Source organism: Xylanivirga thermophila, assembly GCF_004138105.1.
Taxonomy (GTDB): domain Bacteria; phylum Bacillota; class Clostridia; order Caldicoprobacterales; family Xylanivirgaceae; genus Xylanivirga; species Xylanivirga thermophila.
The window spans coordinates 217825-236975 of sequence record NZ_RXHQ01000001.1; the positions used below are offsets into that span (position 1 = coordinate 217825).

The 19151-nt window shown below is 36.3% G+C and carries 18 protein-coding genes, 4 tRNA genes, 1 other RNA gene and 1 other annotated feature; of the genes, 13 read left to right on the plus strand and 10 right to left on the minus strand.

The genetic code is table 11. The features are described from left to right. The first annotated feature begins 19 nt into the window (after positions 1 to 19). Positions 20 to 1057, plus strand: a complete 1038-nt coding sequence (locus EJN67_RS01075; protein WP_129721440.1) for a YkvI family membrane protein — start codon at positions 20 to 22, stop codon at positions 1055 to 1057. Here the strand turns inward: EJN67_RS01075 and EJN67_RS01080 are convergent. From EJN67_RS01080 to EJN67_RS01100, 5 genes are all read right to left on the minus strand, one after another. Next, a complete protein-coding gene (locus EJN67_RS01080) occupies positions 1044 to 2321 on the minus strand; it encodes a CCA tRNA nucleotidyltransferase (protein ID WP_129721441.1) in 1278 nt (425 codons plus the stop codon). The two genes, EJN67_RS01075 and EJN67_RS01080, sit on opposite strands and share 14 nt — an antisense overlap. Positions 2322 to 2324: 3 nt before the next feature. Further along, complete coding sequence (locus EJN67_RS01085; protein ID WP_165000670.1) at positions 2325 to 4442, minus strand: SpoIID/LytB domain-containing protein; 2118 nt, start codon at positions 4440 to 4442, stop codon at positions 2325 to 2327. 113 nt (positions 4443 to 4555) lie between these two features. Next, the gene (locus tag EJN67_RS01090) at positions 4556 to 5380 is read right to left on the minus strand and encodes an ABC transporter permease (RefSeq protein ID WP_129721443.1); all 825 of its coding nucleotides are present in this window, start codon (positions 5378 to 5380) and stop codon (positions 4556 to 4558) included. Continuing rightward, the gene (locus tag EJN67_RS01095; RefSeq protein WP_129721444.1) at positions 5370 to 6143 is read right to left on the minus strand and encodes an ABC transporter ATP-binding protein; all 774 of its coding nucleotides are present in this window, start codon (positions 6141 to 6143) and stop codon (positions 5370 to 5372) included. Before EJN67_RS01095 ends, EJN67_RS01090 begins: the two co-directional genes overlap by 11 nt. Before the next feature lie 12 nt (positions 6144 to 6155). Continuing rightward, a complete protein-coding gene (locus EJN67_RS01100; protein ID WP_129721445.1) occupies positions 6156 to 7139 on the minus strand; it encodes an ABC transporter substrate-binding protein in 984 nt (327 codons plus the stop codon). A 143-nt stretch (positions 7140 to 7282) separates the two neighbouring features. On the opposite strand from EJN67_RS01100, the gene EJN67_RS01105 reads away from it, so the two are divergent. From EJN67_RS01105 to EJN67_RS01135, 7 genes are all read left to right on the plus strand, one after another. Next, a tRNA-Thr gene (locus tag EJN67_RS01105) sits at positions 7283 to 7358 on the plus strand. 5 nt (positions 7359 to 7363) lie between these two features. Continuing rightward, positions 7364 to 7440, plus strand: a tRNA-Pro gene (locus EJN67_RS01110). A gap of 60 nt (positions 7441 to 7500) precedes the next feature. After that, positions 7501 to 7723 (plus strand) — a binding site (T-box leader). Positions 7724 to 7767: 44 nt separating this feature from the next. After that, entirely contained in the window at positions 7768 to 7971 is a 204-nt protein-coding gene (locus EJN67_RS01115) for a hypothetical protein (RefSeq protein WP_129721446.1), read from the plus strand. A gap of 14 nt (positions 7972 to 7985) precedes the next feature. After that, positions 7986 to 10643, plus strand: coding sequence for a valine--tRNA ligase (locus EJN67_RS01120; RefSeq protein WP_129721447.1), 2658 nt, complete (start codon positions 7986 to 7988; stop codon positions 10641 to 10643). A gap of 3 nt (positions 10644 to 10646) precedes the next feature. Beyond that, entirely contained in the window at positions 10647 to 11939 is a 1293-nt protein-coding gene (locus tag EJN67_RS01125; protein WP_129721448.1) for a bifunctional folylpolyglutamate synthase/dihydrofolate synthase, read from the plus strand. 53 nt (positions 11940 to 11992) lie between these two features. Further along, positions 11993 to 12229, plus strand: coding sequence for a hypothetical protein (locus EJN67_RS01130; protein ID WP_129721449.1), 237 nt, complete (start codon positions 11993 to 11995; stop codon positions 12227 to 12229). 63 nt (positions 12230 to 12292) lie between these two features. Continuing rightward, the gene (locus EJN67_RS01135) at positions 12293 to 13204 is read left to right on the plus strand and encodes a YncE family protein (RefSeq protein WP_129721450.1); all 912 of its coding nucleotides are present in this window, start codon (positions 12293 to 12295) and stop codon (positions 13202 to 13204) included. On the opposite strand, the gene EJN67_RS01140 is transcribed toward EJN67_RS01135, so the two are convergent. Both EJN67_RS01140 and EJN67_RS01145 read right to left on the minus strand, forming a co-directional pair. Next, complete coding sequence (locus EJN67_RS01140; protein WP_129721451.1) at positions 13193 to 13714, minus strand: DUF4364 family protein; 522 nt, start codon at positions 13712 to 13714, stop codon at positions 13193 to 13195. The two genes, EJN67_RS01135 and EJN67_RS01140, sit on opposite strands and share 12 nt — an antisense overlap. Positions 13715 to 13946: 232 nt before the next feature. Then, positions 13947 to 14174, minus strand: a complete 228-nt coding sequence (locus EJN67_RS01145; RefSeq protein ID WP_129721452.1) for an HPr family phosphocarrier protein — start codon at positions 14172 to 14174, stop codon at positions 13947 to 13949. A gap of 212 nt (positions 14175 to 14386) precedes the next feature. Here EJN67_RS01145 and EJN67_RS01150 point away from each other — a divergent pair, with 212 nt between their 5' ends. The 5 genes from EJN67_RS01150 to ssrS all read left to right on the plus strand — a co-directional run bounded on the left by EJN67_RS01150 (position 14387) and on the right by ssrS (position 18230). Beyond that, positions 14387 to 15379: an acyl-CoA dehydratase activase-related protein gene (locus tag EJN67_RS01150; RefSeq protein WP_165000671.1), complete on the plus strand. Its 993-nt coding sequence runs from the start codon at positions 14387 to 14389 to the stop codon at positions 15377 to 15379. Next, positions 15306 to 16424, plus strand: a complete 1119-nt coding sequence (locus EJN67_RS01155; RefSeq protein ID WP_129721454.1) for a CoA protein activase — start codon at positions 15306 to 15308, stop codon at positions 16422 to 16424. Before EJN67_RS01150 ends, EJN67_RS01155 begins: the two co-directional genes overlap by 74 nt. After that, positions 16399 to 17382: an acyl-CoA dehydratase activase gene (locus EJN67_RS01160; RefSeq protein WP_129721455.1), complete on the plus strand. Its 984-nt coding sequence runs from the start codon at positions 16399 to 16401 to the stop codon at positions 17380 to 17382. Before EJN67_RS01155 ends, EJN67_RS01160 begins: the two co-directional genes overlap by 26 nt. A 78-nt stretch (positions 17383 to 17460) precedes the next feature. Then, a complete protein-coding gene (locus tag EJN67_RS01165; protein WP_129721456.1) occupies positions 17461 to 17664 on the plus strand; it encodes a hypothetical protein in 204 nt (67 codons plus the stop codon). A 390-nt stretch (positions 17665 to 18054) separates the two neighbouring features. After that, a non-coding RNA gene (gene ssrS / locus EJN67_RS01170) (6S RNA) lies at positions 18055 to 18230 on the plus strand. Positions 18231 to 18266: 36 nt separating this feature from the next. On the opposite strand, the gene EJN67_RS01175 is transcribed toward ssrS, so the two are convergent. From EJN67_RS01175 to EJN67_RS01185, 3 genes are all read right to left on the minus strand, one after another. Further along, positions 18267 to 18536, minus strand: a complete 270-nt coding sequence (locus tag EJN67_RS01175) for a YgaP family membrane protein (protein ID WP_129721457.1) — start codon at positions 18534 to 18536, stop codon at positions 18267 to 18269. A gap of 120 nt (positions 18537 to 18656) precedes the next feature. Further along, positions 18657 to 18731: transfer RNA gene (locus EJN67_RS01180), tRNA-Glu, on the minus strand. A gap of 5 nt (positions 18732 to 18736) precedes the next feature. Then, positions 18737 to 18810 (minus strand) — tRNA-Gln (locus EJN67_RS01185). Between the last annotated feature and the right edge of the window lie 341 nt (positions 18811 to 19151).

Consider the following 19151-nt stretch of genomic DNA (forward strand, 5'->3'; position numbering starts at 1 on the left):
ATTCTAAGGGGGATATTTTTTGTCTAAGTATAAAGATGAACATAGGGATATTTATAAGATTGCATTTACATATGTAGGTACCATAATAGGGGCAGGTTTTGCTTCTGGTCAGGAGATTATGACCTTTTTTAGCATATATGGTAAGTATTCTATCTTCGGAATAATATGTGCCTCTATATTATTTATTTGCGTTGGTACTAAAATGCTAATCATAGGAAATAGGCTAAAGGTAAGATCGTTTCACGAATTTATTAACTATGTGTTTGGTAAATTATCGACTTTTGTAAACGCATATATGTTTTTTGCATTTCTAGTTATGGGTTGTGCCATGCTAGCTGGAGCAGGGGCTTTATTTGTGGAACATAATATACCAGGAGGTTTTTGGGCGGGAGCATTTATAATGGCCATAATAACAATGATAACCGCCATGTTTGGCATGGATGGTATTATAACTGCCAATTCATTTATTGTACCTTGTATAATCATATTTAATATTGGAGTATTCATATATGGCGTACTAAATACACACTATCAATATTCGATAGATCTATTGCCAGATGCAAAACCATTGGAAGTGATAAACTCAGGTATTTTATATGCATCATATAATATTATAATGAGTATAGGTGTAATTGTTTCGTTAGGCGGGAAAATCGACGACAGAGATTCATTAAAAAAAGGGGGAATCTTGGGAGGAATAATAATCTTAGTTTTGATATCCATGTTAAATTATTGTGTTTGCATCAATATATCCGAGGTAAAAGAGATGCAAATCCCCATATTACATATAGTAAATAAGATGCATCCCATATTTAGCACTGTATATATATTTGTAGTATGGAGTGCAATATTTACCACATGTGTAGGCACGTTGTTTTCCATTTGTTCTATAGTAGACAAAGTAATAGATATTCCATGGTCTATAAATGTAATATCTATTACCGGATTGCTTTTATACTTTTCCCAATTCGGTTTGTCCCTTATAGTGAAACTAATGTATCCCCTATTAGGACTTATAGGATATATATTGATAGGACTTATTATTATTCTATCCTAAAGGTGTACTTTAGGCGGGAGAGTAGAACTTCTTTGTTATTTAGGGAAGGATCTTTCAGTACCCATTCATGGGCCATGCCCAATGCCTTTCCTATATCTTTTTTATCTTTTTGTCCAATGCCAAGCCTTATTATGTCATGCCCGTCTATGGCTAATTGATAGATAGATAGGGGATCTTTATTTTGCATTATTTCATATACAATATATTCTATTTTGTAGAGTTCTAAAAGCCCTTTCTGATACTTAGATGGGTTATTATCCATTAAAATTGCCCGCTTCAAATGTAGCCCTTTTATAGTGTTAACTACACCTATTTTAGACATCATTTTTCTAACCTGATAGGCATCTTGATGTTCATCAAGTTCTATAGATGCAAAGCGTAATATGCATATTACATCATTTACCAATTTGTTGCTATAACGTAAATTTCGCATAGTTTTTTTTGCGTAATCCAGTGCTACATCTTTTCGATTTATGATTCCTGTGTATAGGAAGGCTGCCATTCGTAGAGGAAAATCTGGTGGACAATAGGATATAATACTTGGAGATGGAGAAATATCGTATCCTAAAATTATTTTTGACAGCCCTAATATATTAAGTTGACTTATACCTTTTATTACATAAGGTGATATAAGTATCTTATAGAGTTCATCGCCTGTCCTTTCTTTAGGTATATTATTTATTAGTAATTTGTTTGTGTATATAGATTTCTTGGTATTAATATCAATATCGAAGCCTAGTTGGGAGGCGAAACGTATTGCCCGCATCATTCTCAAAGGATCTTCCTGAAAGCGTTCATTGGGATTTCCTACTGTTTTTATATTACTATATTTAATATCTTCTATGCCCAAAAATGGATCTACCCACTTTTTTGATGTAAAGGGGTTATATGCCATGGCGTTTATAGTAAAATCCCTGCGCGAGAGGTCTGCTTCTATGTTTTCTACAAATTCTATTTGATCAGGATGGCGAAAATCACTGTAATTGCATTCTCCGCGAAATGTAGTAACCTCTATAGTCATATCATCTACTATGACAGTTATGGTGCCAAATCTTTTGCCAGTTGGGATGGTATTATCAAATATTATTTCTACTTTTTTAGGCGGGAGGGAGGTAGCAATATCCCAGTCTGTAGGTTTTTTTTCTAATATTACATCCCTTAAGGCACCACCTACTATGTAAGCCTGCCCCCCTGCGGCCATGATTTTATTTATTATATAAATTATTTGATCTGGTATGTATATATTATTGGGATAATTCTGCATAGTTTATCTCTCCTCATATATATTTACTAACTGAGTATCTGGATAGTAGTGTTTTATTATTTGGGAATATGAATATCCAATGAGGGTTAAGCCATAGGTGCCTTGCTGACTCATACCTACGCCATGGCCATATCCACCTCCTACTATGGATATATTTGTAATATGACCATCGTTATTTCTATCTAAATCAATATACGCGAAAGCACTAGGCAGTATAGGGAAATCCTTCTTTATAGTATTATCATGACATTGTATTTCTATGGGCTTACCACCTTCGACATAGTTTACAGGCTTTAGAGTTTCGCGTATATTAAGTTCTTTTATTACTTTAAACACACCCTTAGTAGTAGTTATCTCTAGTTCCATAATGTTTCCACCCTGTCCTCGCTTTATTACCTGAAGGTTTAATAGTTTTCCTAAATCTTTAGGTACTTCTTTTTGTATAAAAGTATCTTTATCTACTTTAGTTAGTATAAAAAAGGGTTGCCTCTGCTGCAGTAGGTGTAGCGTATTATCCAGTATAGCTTCTAGTTCTTCCCTTGAAAAAACAACATTCCATCGAAAAAATGGGGAAAATCTATCATAGGATTGTATATTTTTGTTATTTATGAATGCCCTGAAATTTTCTTCGTTATATAGACTAGGAGCATTACCAGGATATTGGGGTAGGGATATGAGGTATGGTACCTTATCACTTGGAAATTGATTTTGCTTATCGCTCCATACCTCGTGAAAATTGGCAGTATAACCGCAGGATGTTGAAAAAAAACGTGTATCGGCTATTTTGCCGTCAAATACAGGTACCATACCCCGTGTATCATTTACTGCCTGTATAGCTGAGGTCTGTTCTACTACATTATTATATACCTGACTAGCTACGCTGTCATCTACATGGGCACCAAATGGAGCAAACCCAGTGTTCAGAAGGGAACGTATAGCATATGCCCGGGCAGCTATGGCCTGTACCTTTAATGCCTCTACACCAAAAGATACGGGCATTTCACTTGGTACCACCGCATATAGATATTCTTCTATATCCAATTCATTATTAACTATAAGGGCATCTTCAAATTTTGATATCTCTATTTTCCCACTATATAAATTTTTACTTTGATTTATACAAAAAGCGCCATCGTTATTATTAGAATATATATATATTCTACAGGGTGAGATATCTAACCTTCCACCATTTTTATATATTGCAATGCCTTCTGAGCTAGGTTTTAATAACAATATATCTTCCTTATCAAATATATAATTTATAGGATGAATACTTGATTGGGTCTGTACTTCAAATGTATGGGTGCATTTTATTTTAACCTGGGGATGAACAAGACTATTGGTGTCAGTGTTATTAAGTACTATACGAATTTCTGTCTTAGGTAGGTTGTCTTTATTTATTATGGCCATTTGCCCTTTCATATCAGGATTGCAGTACAAATCAAAATCTTGGCTTCCTATAGGCAGAGTTTTTGAATCTCCGAATGTCCAAAAATCATTTAGTATGGGGATTTTACCCAGAAGTGTATCTTCTATAAAGCTGTCATTCATTGAAACTACTTTTGATATATGTATAGATTTAAGTGGACTAAAATTTATTATATGGTCTTCCAATAATAGTACAGATATGGGCTTGTTTATCTGTATTTGTTCCTTAGATGACTGCATACATACTATCTGTCCTTCGAATGTTTGCATGACTAACTCGGTCCAATTGTCTTTTCTACTTTTATTGGATAAGGGCAATGCACAAGGTACATAGGTTATACTAGGCAAAGATGTAATTACCCATTGCCTGTGCTGCTTTTCCAAAGTGATAGGAATATCTATGGGATTGTCGTCAAAATATATGGTTACCCATATCTTTGTACATCCTTTTTCTGATTTTTGGCGTTTTAATATCTTATATCCCATGAAAGATGTTTTTCCCTTTCCAAAGCTTATAAATGGATGCTGTCTTATTTCCTTGGATATAAAAAGGGTATATTCTTCATTACCAGTGAAAAGCCGATTTAAAAATCTTTTTACCACTTCTTTTTCAGCGTTTAATGCCTGATAAGACAAAAAAACTATGGCACAGGTGAGTATACATATAAAAAATATTAAGAACTGTTTGTTCATATAATCCCTCCAGTATATAGATAACTGTATACGATTAATTCTATTATAGTATTGTCTATCTATATAATATATGGTAATAGGAATAAAAATAATACTAGCATCTATTTTAGATGCTAGTATCGTCCTTTGACATATTTTTTCTCTAACCATGCCACTCCTTTGTACATCAGGGCGGCTGCAATTGCTAGTATAAGAACACTGGCCATAACAAGATCTAATTTAAAGACCTGACCACCATATACTATCAAATAACCTAAACCGGCCTTTGATACTAGGAATTCTCCTACTATTACACCTACCCATGACATACCAACATTTATTTTTAAAGCGGATATTATGGTTGGTATGCTGGCAGGGAGCACGACTTTTTGTAATATTTGCCACTTTGAGGCTCCAAATGTCTTTAAAAGTTTTATTTTATCAGGACTTACTTCTAAAAATCCATTTAAAACGCTTATTATTGTAACTACTAAAGATATAAATAATGCCATGGCTATTATAGAACTAGGGCCAGCGCCTATCCATACTATTAATACCGGACCAAGGGCGACTTTCGGCAGACTATTTAATATAACCAGGTATGGGTCCAATACCTTGGCAGCAAAATCTGACCACCAAAGGAGGATGGCAATGACAGTACCGAGTACAGTACCTAGTACAAAACCTATAATAGTTTCCATAATAGTTACATATATATGGTGGAATAATTGCCCTTCCCGTGCTAGGTTATGAAGGGTTTTTATCATTCTTGAAGGCTGACTGGTAATAAATGGATCAATCCAACCTAGTCTGCCGGCGATCTCCCATAATGCAAATATCACTACCAATATTGCGATTTGAGTTATGACTATCATTCTATTCCTTTGTTTAATCTTTTTCAGATAGGCTTCATGCTCCTTGGATATGGCAGTAATGTTATCTATATTTTTATTGTACATGTATATCCAGCTCCTCCCATATTTTATTGAAATATTGGCGGAATTCAGGAGCTTGACGGCATTTTATTGGACTATGATCTTGACAGGTAAGATTTATGGTATGAATACTCTTTATCTTTGCCGGCCTTTTTGTAAGCACTATTACCCTGTCAGCCATAGATATAGCCTCTGCTATGTCATGGGTTACTAAGAGTGCTGTTTTGTTTTCCTTTTTTATAATAGTACCTACCTCATCTGACACTGCTAATCTAGTCTGATAATCTAATGCGGAGAATGGTTCATCTAAAAGGAGTATTTTAGGATCAATTGCTAAAGTTCTTATTAGAGCAACTCTCTGTCTCATTCCGCCGGAAAGTTGGTGAGGGTAGTGATTTTTAAATTCTCCCAAGCCATAGATATCCAATAATTTGTTGACTTTATCTATATTTTGACTGGTGACCTTGTTTTGTATCTCAAGCCCTAGCATTACATTTTGCCATATTGTACGCCATTCAAACAAATGGTCCTGCTGTAGCATATAACCAACTAGAGGGGAAGGGCCATTTACTTTTTTCCCATCTACATACACATCTCCGGATGTAGGAGCTATAAGTCCGGCAATTAACGAGAGTATAGTGGTTTTGCCACAGCCGCTAGGACCTACTATTCCTATAAATTCTCCCGCCTCAACATTGAACGATATTTTCTCAAGTGTCTTGGTTTCTCCTTCAAGACTATGATAAGTCATTGAAACATCATCAAAACTCACTATACCTTTTGCCATACTATCACCTTTCTATTTTATAAATTCATTGGTGACCACATCATCAAAGGGTGCCCTTTTATCAAGTACTCCTGCCATCTCGATTATATCCTGGAGATGGTTAAATGAATCTTCTGTCATTTCAGGTGTACTGGGCCAGGTATCTTGTTGTTTGTACCTTTCAACTACTTTGGTCAAAAGTTCAATATCGGAATCTGGAAATGAAGGCTTTATTATCTCCGCAATTTCTTCTGCGCTATGGGAGTGAACATATTCTAATCCTTTGGATATACCCTTTGTAAAACGGGTTATCAAATCCTTGTTTTTGTTTATATAACTCTTTTTAGCTGTATATGCCGTGTAGGGTACATTACCAGCGGCTGCACCTACAGATGCTACTATATATCCTGAGCCTTCCATTTCTATCATGGAAGCAGTGGGCTCAAATAATGTTACATAATCTTCTGTTCCACCTGTAAAAGCCCCAGCCATTAGATTAAATTGAACATTGGTTAGCACTTCTACATTTTCTCCAGGTACTAGACCATAGTTTTTAAGTACAAACTCCAATGTCATCTCGGGTACTCCGCCTTTTCGTCCTCCTATGATGGTTTTATCCTTAAGATTTTCCCATTCAAAATCCGGTTCAGGTTCCCGCCCTACTAAAAAAGAACCGTCTTTTTGAGTTAGCTGTGCAAATACTACGGGATGATCCTCTTTTCCTTCGTTATACACATAGATAGAGGCTTCCGGTCCCATAAATCCTATATCTGCCTGATTCGAAAGTACTGCTGTCATGACCTTGTCAGCACCCCCGCCATTTGTTAGTTCTATCTCTATGTCTTGTTCTTTGAAGTAGCCGTTATTTATAGCTACGTATTGTGGGGCATAGAAGATAGAATGGGTAACCTCACAGAGCCTGATTTTATCTACTTTTTGTTTACCACAAGCCGTGGATAGTATTATCAATGCAAAAATTAAAATTACTATACTGCAAAGGGATACTATTTTTTTCATGATTTGACCTCCTTGATACACTTCACTAATACTTTATAATATTCCGATAAATTAAAAATGTGCAAATGGCAAAAATCATGAAAAAATGGGGATGACATTTCTGGAGATGTATGCTATAATAACTAACTGTACGCAACATAAGTGCCAACGTGGCTCAGCTGGTAGAGCAGCAGTTTCGTAAACTGCGGGTCAGGGGTTCGAGTCCCCTCGTTGGCTCCATTTGTCGGGGTGTGGCGCAGTTTGGTAGCGCGTCTCGTTCGGGACGAGAAGGTCGCAGGTTCAAATCCTGTCACCCCGACCATTTTGTATTGACAGATAGATTAATTAGGTTATAATATTTTATAAAAGGGATATTCATATATTTATGGCTATGAAAAAGAGGAGTACATCACATATAGCTAAAGAGAGGAAGATCCATAGGCTGAGAGATTTTCTAGTGAACGATGGATGGAATGTCGCTTTTGAGCTTTTTGGCTGAAATTGGTTAGGCCAAAACGGGTAATGCCGTTATACAATGGGAGCGTTTGTATATATTTATGTACAAAAATTAAGGTGGTAACGCGGAGTAAGTCTTCGTCCTTTTAAAAGGATGGAGGCTTTTTTAGTTTTTGCTGATTGGGGGGATTATATGACCAAGAGAATACTCCCGGTGAATAAGGTGGGTATATGCATGATGGTTCTGGCACTTTTTTTAGGATATGGCTCTAAGTTTATAACGCAACGGGTTTTAAATCTTGAGGGGGATAGTGCAGTAAAGATAAATATTGGATTAAAAATTGCAGGCAATATTTTTGCCATATTGGGGATGCTTAAGATATTTGGAATTCTATAAAGGAGGTTTTATTTATGAGTCAAGAAGAGATCATTGCTAAAACGTATGATCCTAAACAGGTAGAGGATAGGCTATATAATACATGGATGGAGAAAGGGTATTTTGGAGCAGAAGTAGATAAGGATAAGGAACCATTTTGCATTGTTATTCCTCCACCGAATATTACGGGACAGCTGCATATGGGGCATGCCCTTGACAATACACTGCAAGACATCATAATAAGATGGAAGAGAATGCAGGGTTATAGCACGCTGTGGCTGCCTGGTACCGACCATGCAAGCATTGCTACGGAAGTAAAAATTGTAGAGAGTCTTGCAAAAGAGGGTAAGACTAAGAATGATCTAGGTCGTGAAGAGTTTTTAAACAGGGCATGGACATGGAAGGATCAATATGGGGGGCGTATAGTAGATCAGCTCAAAAAGATGGGATCTTCCCTTGACTGGTCTAGGGAACGTTTTACTATGGATGAAGGGTGTAACAAGGCTGTTGTAGAGGTATTTGTTAAACTGTATGAAAAGGGACTTATCTACAGGGGTGACCGGATAATAAACTGGTGCCCTGAATGTAAAACAGCCCTGTCAGATGCAGAGGTTGAATATGAGGAGGCTGAAGGAAAGTTTTGGTATGTAAACTATCCTGTAAAGGATGGGGAAGATATGGTAACTATAGCTACCACCCGTCCAGAGACCATGCTGGGAGATACTGCAGTTGCTGTTAATCCGAAGGATAAAAGGTATGCCCATCTAATAGGCAAGACTGTTATATTGCCGTTGGTAAATAGGGAGATACCTGTAGTTGCCGATGATTATGTAGATATGGAATTTGGTACAGGTGTGGTAAAAATAACTCCCGCCCATGACCCAAATGACTTTGAAGTAGGTCTGCGCCATAAATTGCCCATGATTAGGGTAATGAATGATGACGGGAGTATGGCTGATAACGCCGGTAAGTATGCGGGATTGGACAGATATGAAGCTAGGCGAGCCATAGTAGAGGATTTAGAATCCATAGGACTCCTTGTAAAAATAGAATCACACAATCATAATGTAGGCCATTGCTATAGATGCAATACGGTTGTTGAACCTATAATATCAAAGCAGTGGTTTGTAAAGATGGAGCCTTTAGCCCAGCCTGCTATTGAAGCAGTAAAAAAAGGTGAGGTAAAGTTTGTACCTGAACGATTTGAAAAGATATATTTCAATTGGATGGAGAATATAAGGGATTGGTGTATATCCAGGCAGCTCTGGTGGGGTCACCGCATACCTGCATATTACTGCGAAGAATGCGGTGAGATGGTAGTGGCTAAGGAAATACCAAAGGTTTGTCCTAAGTGTGGTAAAAATGCATTTAAGCAGGATGAGGATGTTTTGGATACATGGTTTAGTTCTGCACTCTGGCCTTTTTCGACATTGGGATGGCCAGATGATACTGAGGATCTTAGGTATTTCTATCCTACCAGTATGTTGGTAACCGGATACGATATAATATTTTTCTGGGTAGCCAGGATGATATTCTCAGGTATTGAGCATATGGGTGAGGTACCCTTTAGTCATGTATTGATACATGGCATAGTACGGGATTCTGAAGGTCGTAAGATGAGTAAATCCCTTGGCAATGGTATAGATCCATTGGAGGTAATAGATAAATATGGTGCAGATGCACTAAGATTTAGTCTTATAATGGGTAACTCACCTGGTAATGATATGAGATTCTATTGGGAAAAGGTAGAATCCAGTCGAAATTTTGCAAATAAGATTTGGAATGCTTCAAGGTTTGTACTTATGAATTTGCGAAATTTTAATATTACAAATCCTAAACAGGGTAATCTGGAACTACCCGATAAGTGGATAATAAGCAAATATAATAAGCTGGCGGGAGAAGTTACTGAGAATCTTGAAAAATTTGAGCTAGGTATAGCAGTCCAGAAGTTATATGACTTTATATGGAGTGAATTCTGCGACTGGTATATAGAACTGGTAAAACCAAGGCTGTATGGGCAGGATGACGAGGCGAGAGAAACTGCTATGTATACATTGACATATGTATTGTCAAATACTTTAAAATTGCTTCATCCGTTTATGCCGTTTATTACCGAGGAAATATGGCAGTACCTGCCACATGAAGGGGAAAGCATAATGATATCTAATTGGCCTATTGCAAATGCTAGTGAGATAGATGAACAAGCGGAAGGACAGATGGAGTCCATAATGGAAATTATAAAAAGTGTACGAAATATAAGGGCAGAGATGGAAGTAGCACCATCAAAGCCGGCGAAGATAATACTGATTCCATCTTCTGAATATATGGATATATTTAGTAGTGAAAAGATATATATCGAAAAATTGGCTAATGCATCTGAGGTAATTATAAAGGCAGAGAAAACAGGTATACCAGAGACGGCAGTTTCAGCAGTAGCTTCCAAGGCGGAGATATTTATGCCTATAGAGGATCTTATAGATTTTGATAAGGAAATGGATAGGCTGCTAAAGGAAAGGGATAGGCTTGAGAAGGAACTAGCTAGGGCCAATGGCAAGCTATCCAATCGAAATTTTGTGGAAAAGGCACCAGCTAATATAGTTGAAGAAGAACGGGGTAAATTGGTAAAGTATAAGGATATGATGGATAAGGTACTTGGACAGATTGAGCATCTAAAAAATATGATGGGGAAATAATATATGAACTATGAGCAGGCTTTAAGCTATATTCATGGTATGCCCAAATTGGGACACCAAAAGAATTTGGAGTATATGAATAGACTTTTGGATAGATTAGGAAAGCCTCAAAGGGCATTTAAATGCATCCATGTTGCAGGTACCAATGGAAAAGGCTCTGTAACCGCCATGATAGGCAATATATTGATATCAGCCGGTTACAAGGTGGGAATGTTTATATCACCATTTTTAGAGGAGTTTACCGAACGGATACAGATAGGTCTTAATCCCATACCTAAGGAAGAGCTGTGCAGTATTACTGAGCAGGTGAAGAAAGAAGTGGATTATCTAAATGGGCAGGGGATTTATTTCAATGAATTTGCCATTATAACCTCCATAGGCTTTGTATATTTTGCAAGGCATAATGTAGATTTTGCTGTGGTGGAGGTAGGGCTAGGCGGGAGGCTAGACTCTACAAATGTGATAGATCCAATGGTTTCCGTTATTACCTCAATAAGCTATGATCATATGCATATATTAGGGAATACCCTTGAGGCCATAGCTTTTGAAAAGGCTGGTATAATAAAAAAATCTAGACCGGTAGTTGTATATCCCCAACAGGAGGGTGTAATGTCTGTAATATCCGATGTAGGAAAGCAACGTAATGCACCTATAATACCTGTAGATATTAAAAATATTAAAGAGGTGTCATTAGAAATTGAGCGCCAAGTCTTTGATTTTACGTTTTATGATAAAATCTATAAAAATATAGTGCTCCATCTTTCAGGACATCATCAAGTATTAAATGCTGCGACTGCCCTTACATGCATTATGCTTCTACAGAAGCAGGGGATTGATATACCAGATAAGGCGGTATATGATGGTATGGCGCATGTGAGATGGCCTGGTAGGTTGGAGCTTGTAAGGCGAAGGCCGGATATAATATTAGATGGAGCTCATAATCCTTCAGGGGCGGCTGTGCTTTCCGATGCAATAAGGGCATATTACAAAGGCAGACGGATAATATTGATCATAGGTATATTGAAGGATAAGGCAGTGGATGATATATTATCCAATGTATGTCCTTTGGGAGATTATATAATTGCAACTGCTCCTGATAATCCAAGGGCCCTATTGCCTGAAGAATTGGGTCATAGGGCATTTAAATACTGTAAAAATGTAGTGTATATAGAGGGCATTAATTTAGCCATTGAGAAAGCCCTTGAGATTGCTACGCCCGAACACCTAATACTCATATGCGGTTCCTTATATCTCGTAGGTGAAGCGAGAAGCATACTAAAAAAATATAATGAATGATTGTCTAGTTGTTATCATACAATATTATATACCCATGGAAAAAGGAATGATGTATGATGCAATTGGATGTGGAAAACATGGACGATAAAACCCTTAAAAAGGCAATAGTAGAAGCAAAAGATAAATGGAGAGCTTCTGGTGATGGGATTGTATCTGATATTCTAAAGGAAGAGTATGAATGTCTCTTAAAGGAAGCAAAAAAACGTAATTTGACTTTGAGTCGCGAAGAACTTTTAGATTTTATACTTTCTTCCTGTCCTCAAAAATCATGGTTTAAGACTTCTCGTTAGTACATTTTGCATCTCCCTGCCATATAATGAATTAACATTATTTGCGTAGGGGGATGCCTATATATGGGAATAAAAGACAAGATTATTGTAGCTAATACAGCTGATAGCACATTATCCATAATAGATCTAAAAAATAATACTAGACTGAGTGATGTACATCTTGAAGAAGGTTTTGGTCCTTATTGTCTTGCATTGGATAATATCTATAACCGTATTATAGTAACTGGATTATATGATGACAGCATAATTTTTATAGATAAGAAAAGTTTCAATATCATGGGCAAGGCTTATGTAGGGTGCAGTCCTAGTAGTATTGCACTGGATAATATAGGGTTGGCATATGTATGCAATGCAGATTCAGATTGTATTTCAATAATAGATATGAAAAACATGAGGACAATAGGACAGATAGAAGCAGGATATATGCCACAATCAATAGATTACAACATTTATAAGAATATATTGGCGGTTGCCAATACCAATTCAAATGATGTATGGATTATGGATGGTCATAAATATAATGTAATAAAAAAAATAGATGCATATCATTATCCTTGTAAAGTCAAATTTTCAAAAGATGGTAACTATTTATATATAGGATGCTTTTTTAGTCACTGTGATAATATAGGATGTATAACATTGATAGATTTAAAGACATTTGATATAGATAGCAAGATAGAAACAGGAGGTCTTGCTTGTGAAATATTACAAATGGAAGATGACAGTTCTGTTTTATCAATTTCTACTGAAAAGAATAGACTGGAGATTATTGATATACTAAATGAACGTATGACTTCTACTATTTTAACTGGGAATCTACCACGCGGTATTGCAGTTAATTACGAATGTATGTATGCTTATATAACGAATAGTGGTGATGATACTGTATCTATCGTTGATTTAGCGAATGGGGTCAGGGTAACTGATATAAAAGTAGGTAGAGAGCCAAATGGTATTATATTTTTAAGTTGTTAAGCCCTCCATTATACTTTTATATATTTCAGGGGCTTTGTTTTTCCAATTATTGCATATAGTTCTGGCTTGATGACTGTTTACTACGTTTAACTTTAGCTCTAACAAAGTTACCTCTTGTTCCATTACCCTGCATACAACTTCGTATTGCTTATTTGAAATTTTTATGTAATCAGCTGTTATCTGACTTTCCTTTCTGAGTTTATTGCGATTTTTTTGAGCATATGATTCTATTAATTCCCGGGTAGAGACTGAAAGTCTATGTTTAAAAAATTCAAGTACCTCGTTTCCCTTTGCAGTAATACAATAAAAGTATCTATTGCCTGCCTCGAGATAGTTAACTAGCTCTGATGATACTAGTTCCCCAAGAGATTGTTGTAGTAAAAAATAATCCAAAAGATTATTTTCCAAAAAAAACTGCGTTATCTGAGGGTTGGTCAAAGGGATCCCCAGACAGTGCATAAAATACAAAATTGAAAGCTTATTATCTGCTATTTCAGTTATCTGCCCCATATTTTTCACCTCTAAAATCTAATAAATAACACGAAGTAACATACATTATAGCATATTTCTAAGAATTTTGATACTAGAAAAAAGCTTTTTAAAAAATCGCGTATATTATGTATAATCATAAAAAAATACCTCCAAGTAGATAATCTAATTTTTAATTAATTAGACTGTCTACTTTGGAAGTATCATATCATAAATTACTAGACTGTTTTTATGATCTTTATAAGAGCATTGGTTAGATAACAAAGGGTTTTATTTCTTCCATTAGATTATCACAATCATCGGAATATACCTCTAAAGTAACAGGTTTGCTTAAATCCAAGCTAAATATACCAAGAATTGATTTGGCATCTACTACATGACGGCCAGATCTTAAATCAATTTCGTAAGGATATTTGCTTACGATATTAACAAAATCCTTAACATTTTCAGCTAATGTCAATTTGATATTAACGGTTTTCATAATTACCATCCTCCCCAGATTAATTATTATATTAATGACTTTATTTTTAGTATATATCAATATTTTTATAGTTACAATACCCTTATGACATTTTTGCCGGTATAAACAAAAACAGTTATTATATTTCGTTATAATGCGATAACTATTTGTCAATAATAGATAAATAAACTGTATTACTAATTTGAAACGAAATAAAAGGAGGATTTTTAAAATTGAGAATAGGTATTCCTCGAGGCCTTCTATATTATGATTATGCGCCATTTTGGAAGGCATATTTTGAAGGGCTGGGGCATGAGGTGGTAGTATCAAGGCCCACTTCCAAGAAAATATTGGATCAGGGTACTTTTGTATGTGTGGATGATGCATGTGTACCGGTCAAAATATTTCATGGACATGTGATGGATCTAATGGGGCGGTGTGACGTCATCTTTATTCCCCGTCTTGTCAGCGTATGCAGGGACGAGTATACCTGCCCTAAGATTATAGGTATACTTGAGATGATCAAAAATTCCATACCAGGAGATATGGATATATTAACTATAGCTATAAATAATCATAAAGATATGGATATGGAACGCAAATCATATATAAATCTTGCAAAAAAGATAAATGAAAAGAAACTAGATGTTTATAGGATTGTAGATAATGCCTATGCTATCCAAAAACATACTGAGGAGGAGACAATTAGAAAGTGGACATCTTTGGACGGCAACAAAAAGGCTATAGGCCTTATTGGACATCCTTATATTACTCAGGATTCATATATAAATATGAATATTATAAGAACTTTAGAAGGGGAAGGTTATACAGTTATATTACCTGAAAATATAACTGAAAAGGAGATATGGCATGAATGCGATAAATTGCCTAAAAAACTTTTTTGGAGCCATGGTCGTAGAATATTAGGTGGCGGACTTGCAATGGCTGAGAGCAGAAAGGTATCGGGTATTTTATTCATATCCAGCTTTGGATGTGGAATAGATGCATTTATGGGAGAATTGTTGGAACGTATGAATCACAATCAATACAAACTACCCTATACATCTATAATCGTAGACGAGCAAACTGGGCAGGCGGGAGTTAATACAAGGCTAGAAGCTTTTTTAGATATGATTGAATGGAGGAAAAAGGATGAAATTGACATTTCCAAACATGGGGAAGGTATACATATCAGCCAAGGCGCTGTTGGAGGATCTGGATATTGATGCTGTAGTACCACCAAGAAATACAAAGGAGACATTGGAGATAGGTACAAAATTTTCGCCGGAAACTGCTTGTCTTCCCCTAAAAATTCTCATGGGTAATTATATACAAAGTATTGAAAAAGGCGCTGAAGCAGTGGTTATTACAGGCAGTTGTGGTCCGTGTCGATTTGGATATTATGGAGTAGTACAGGAGCAGATCCTTAGGGATTTAGGGTATGACATTGAGATATTGATGCTAGATCCACCCAAAAGTAAGGAAGACTGCAAATATTTTATAGATCGTTTAGTCAAGATAACTGGCCCTAGAAAAGTTGGGGATGTAGTTAAATATTCATGGCAAGCCTACATGGTAAACAAGGCTTGTGATGAATTGTATGAAATTGCCCTCGATAAGCGGCCTAGGGAACTTATAAAAGGTAGTACGGATAGACTATTGCATGATTTTGAGATGAATATACCTAAAGTAAGGGGTTCTAAAGCGACTATGAAGTTGATAAGGGATTATGGTGATAAAATAAAAAACTTAGATGAACAGGATGGATTTAAACCATTGAATCTAGGATTGGTAGGAGAGATATATACCCTTATTGAGCCTTTTGTCAATATTAATATAGAACAAAAATTAGGCAATTTGGGAGTTAGGGTATATAAGAATCTTACAGCAGACAAGTGGGTACGAAATCATATAGTGCCAGATATAAGGTTTAGGATACATGAAAAGCGTATCTTGAAAGAGGGTAAACCATATCTAGGATTGTGCATAGGGGGGCATGCATGGCAGACTGTAGCCCACTCTGTAAACTATGCAAAAGAGGGATTGGATGGGATAATACAGATAATGCCATTTGGATGTATGCCGGAGATAGTTGCTAAAAGTATACTGCCATCCGTATCACGGGATAAGGATATACCTATAATGACTTTAGTGGTAGATGAAATGACAGGTGAGGGTGGATATAATACGAGATTAGAGGCATTTGTGGATCTCATGTCTAATAAAAAGGAGGAGAATAGTTTAAATGCAAGAGCTTTATCTAGGTATTGATGTAGGATCGGTGAGTACCAATGTTGTACTCATGGATAATGATAATCGTGTACTTGAAAAATATTATTTAAGAACCCAGGGTCAGCCTATACAGATACTAAAAGGTGCACTTGAGGATATAGCATCTATCTTGCCTGAAACTGCCCATATTGCCGGTATAGGTACTACAGGCAGCGGAAGACAGCTGGCTTCTGTAATCGTAGGTGCAGATGCTGTAAAAAATGAGATTACTGCCCATGGTATAGCTGCCTTAAAATCAGTGCCGGAAGTGAGTACTGTACTTGAAATAGGTGGACAGGATTCAAAGATAATAATAATAAGGAATGGTATGGTATCTGATTTTGCTATGAATACTGTATGTGCTGCCGGGACCGGATCATTTTTGGACAGGCAGGCTAATAGATTAGATATACCTATCGAAGAATTTGGTAGCTTAGCATTGGAGTCCAAATGTCCGGTACGCATAGCAGGTAGATGTGCAGTTTTTGCCGAGTCTGATATGATACACAAACAACAGATGGGATGTAGCGTAGAGGATATAGTAAAAGGTTTATGTCAGGCTTTAGTACGAAATTATTTGAATAATGTGGCAAAGGGTAAGGAAATATTGCCTAAGGTAGTGTTTCAAGGTGGGGTAGCTGCCAATAGGGGTATAATACAGGCATTTGAAGAGATGTTAAATACGGAGGTAGTTATTCCTGAACACTACGATGTAATGGGCGCATTTGGTGCGGCATTGCTTGCAAAGAGGGAGGTAAAAAAGAACGGCATTACTAACTTTAGAGGATTTAAAATGCTCGATCAAGAATTTTCAACTAATAGTTTTGAGTGTGATGGATGCCCAAATCTTTGTGAAATAATAGAAATAAAGATAGGAAATAAGACAGTAGCAAGATGGGGAGACCGATGTGGAAAGTGGCACTATGTATTGCCTTCTCAAAATGCCGTATCTTTTTAGAATATTCTTATAATGCTGAGGGATAATAATTTATATCCAAAGTAAATTAATCTGTGAATAAAAGGGAGGCAAAAATCTATGAAAGATTTCCAATCTTCTAGTACTGAACAGAAACAATATGTGGCAGCAGTTTGTCCAGAGTATGAATCTATGATGGATAACCTCCAAAATAGCAGCATACGATACGGTAATGATGAAATAAGCTGTGAAAATTGTGCCCATTGGGATAATGGTAGATGCGAAATTTTTGATGAGGTACTTACAGGTATAGATCAGACATGATGGAAAGAGTCTGCCCATTGTGCAATGGACTGGAACCTTATGACATGATATGCAACAAATGTGGCAAAAAAATGGACCATAGGGGTAAAATGGAGGACTACCTAGGTCCATATAGCCCTTATATGGATGAGAACAGTTTTAAGTATAATAACTATAGCGCATCCATTGGAGACAATATGTGTATCCATATATATTACTGTGAAGAGTGCAATAAAATAGATTACATTCCATTTGCCCTTCAATTTTTTTAAATGGGACTGTTTTAAAGCGTATAAAGGAAATAGGTATGGGTAAACGGCTGTAAACCATAAATTTATTTCTTTTTTTGGATAGTATTATATATTGCAAAGATTGATGTTTTATATTACTATATAAATACAGCGAGCAATAGTATTCCTGAGATGTTCGCCAATCTATTATTTTAACCCACAGAGTTAATATGGGAGTCTGAGTTTAGCTATGGATGTCAGGTCAGCTTTAAGTGATAGGCAAAAGTAGCTAACAGGACACCCACCTGCTGAGAGGCGGGTGTTAAATTAATGGACTAACGGCATCATGGGAATCAACAAGCCCCCAATAGCATTGGGGGCTTGTTGATTTTCTCATTGTTCTTCCATGTTATTAATATCAGCCATATTATCATCAACATTGCTTTCTAGGTGTGTTTTCATTTTAGTTGAGAAAAGATTATCATCCATCGTAGATATATCTAAAGCGTATAGCAAGGGGCACCATCTTACAATACCTTCTGCTATTTTGGAAGCACCTAGAAAAATTAATGGGTTTGAATCTTCTTTTATACCATAACCTAACATGAACAAACCACCGGTTATGCGAATATATCTATCGAGAAGTCCGACGTTTTTTTCCATTCTACCACCCCTTTATAAAAATATGGTCAATATTTAGTATGCCAAAGGGTGGGGATTTTTAAACTGTTTTTTTTAAGATATAAAAAACAGACTGCGTAATTTTTACACAATCTGTTTTAATGGTACCCTCAAGGGGACTCGAACCCCTGATACCGCCGTGAGAGGGCGGTGTCTTAACCGCTTGACCATGAGGGCCTATATGGCTGCGGAACTAGGATTCGAACCTAGACAATATGAGTCAGAGTCATATGTGCTACCGTTACACCATTCCGCAATATTTTCGGCTTTTCTCGAACCGACGAATACTATTATAACAGATAGAACTAAAATGTCAACAAAAAAATAAAAAAAATTTTGGAGTCTAAATTGCAATATTAAATGCAACACTTTTTGAGAAAATCATACTTATCCATTTACTTCCTCTTGTCAAGGGGAGGGTGGAGATTTTCGAGTGTATACGAGAAAATACTACCCAACCTTGACAACGATGGTAATGATATAATTTCTGTTGGCCTTTCGGCACATTTGCCGGAAGGCCTTACTAGTATATTCATAATCACATTACACTGAGAGTAGATAATTCACTATTAAAGCAAGCTTCAGGAGTCATATAGT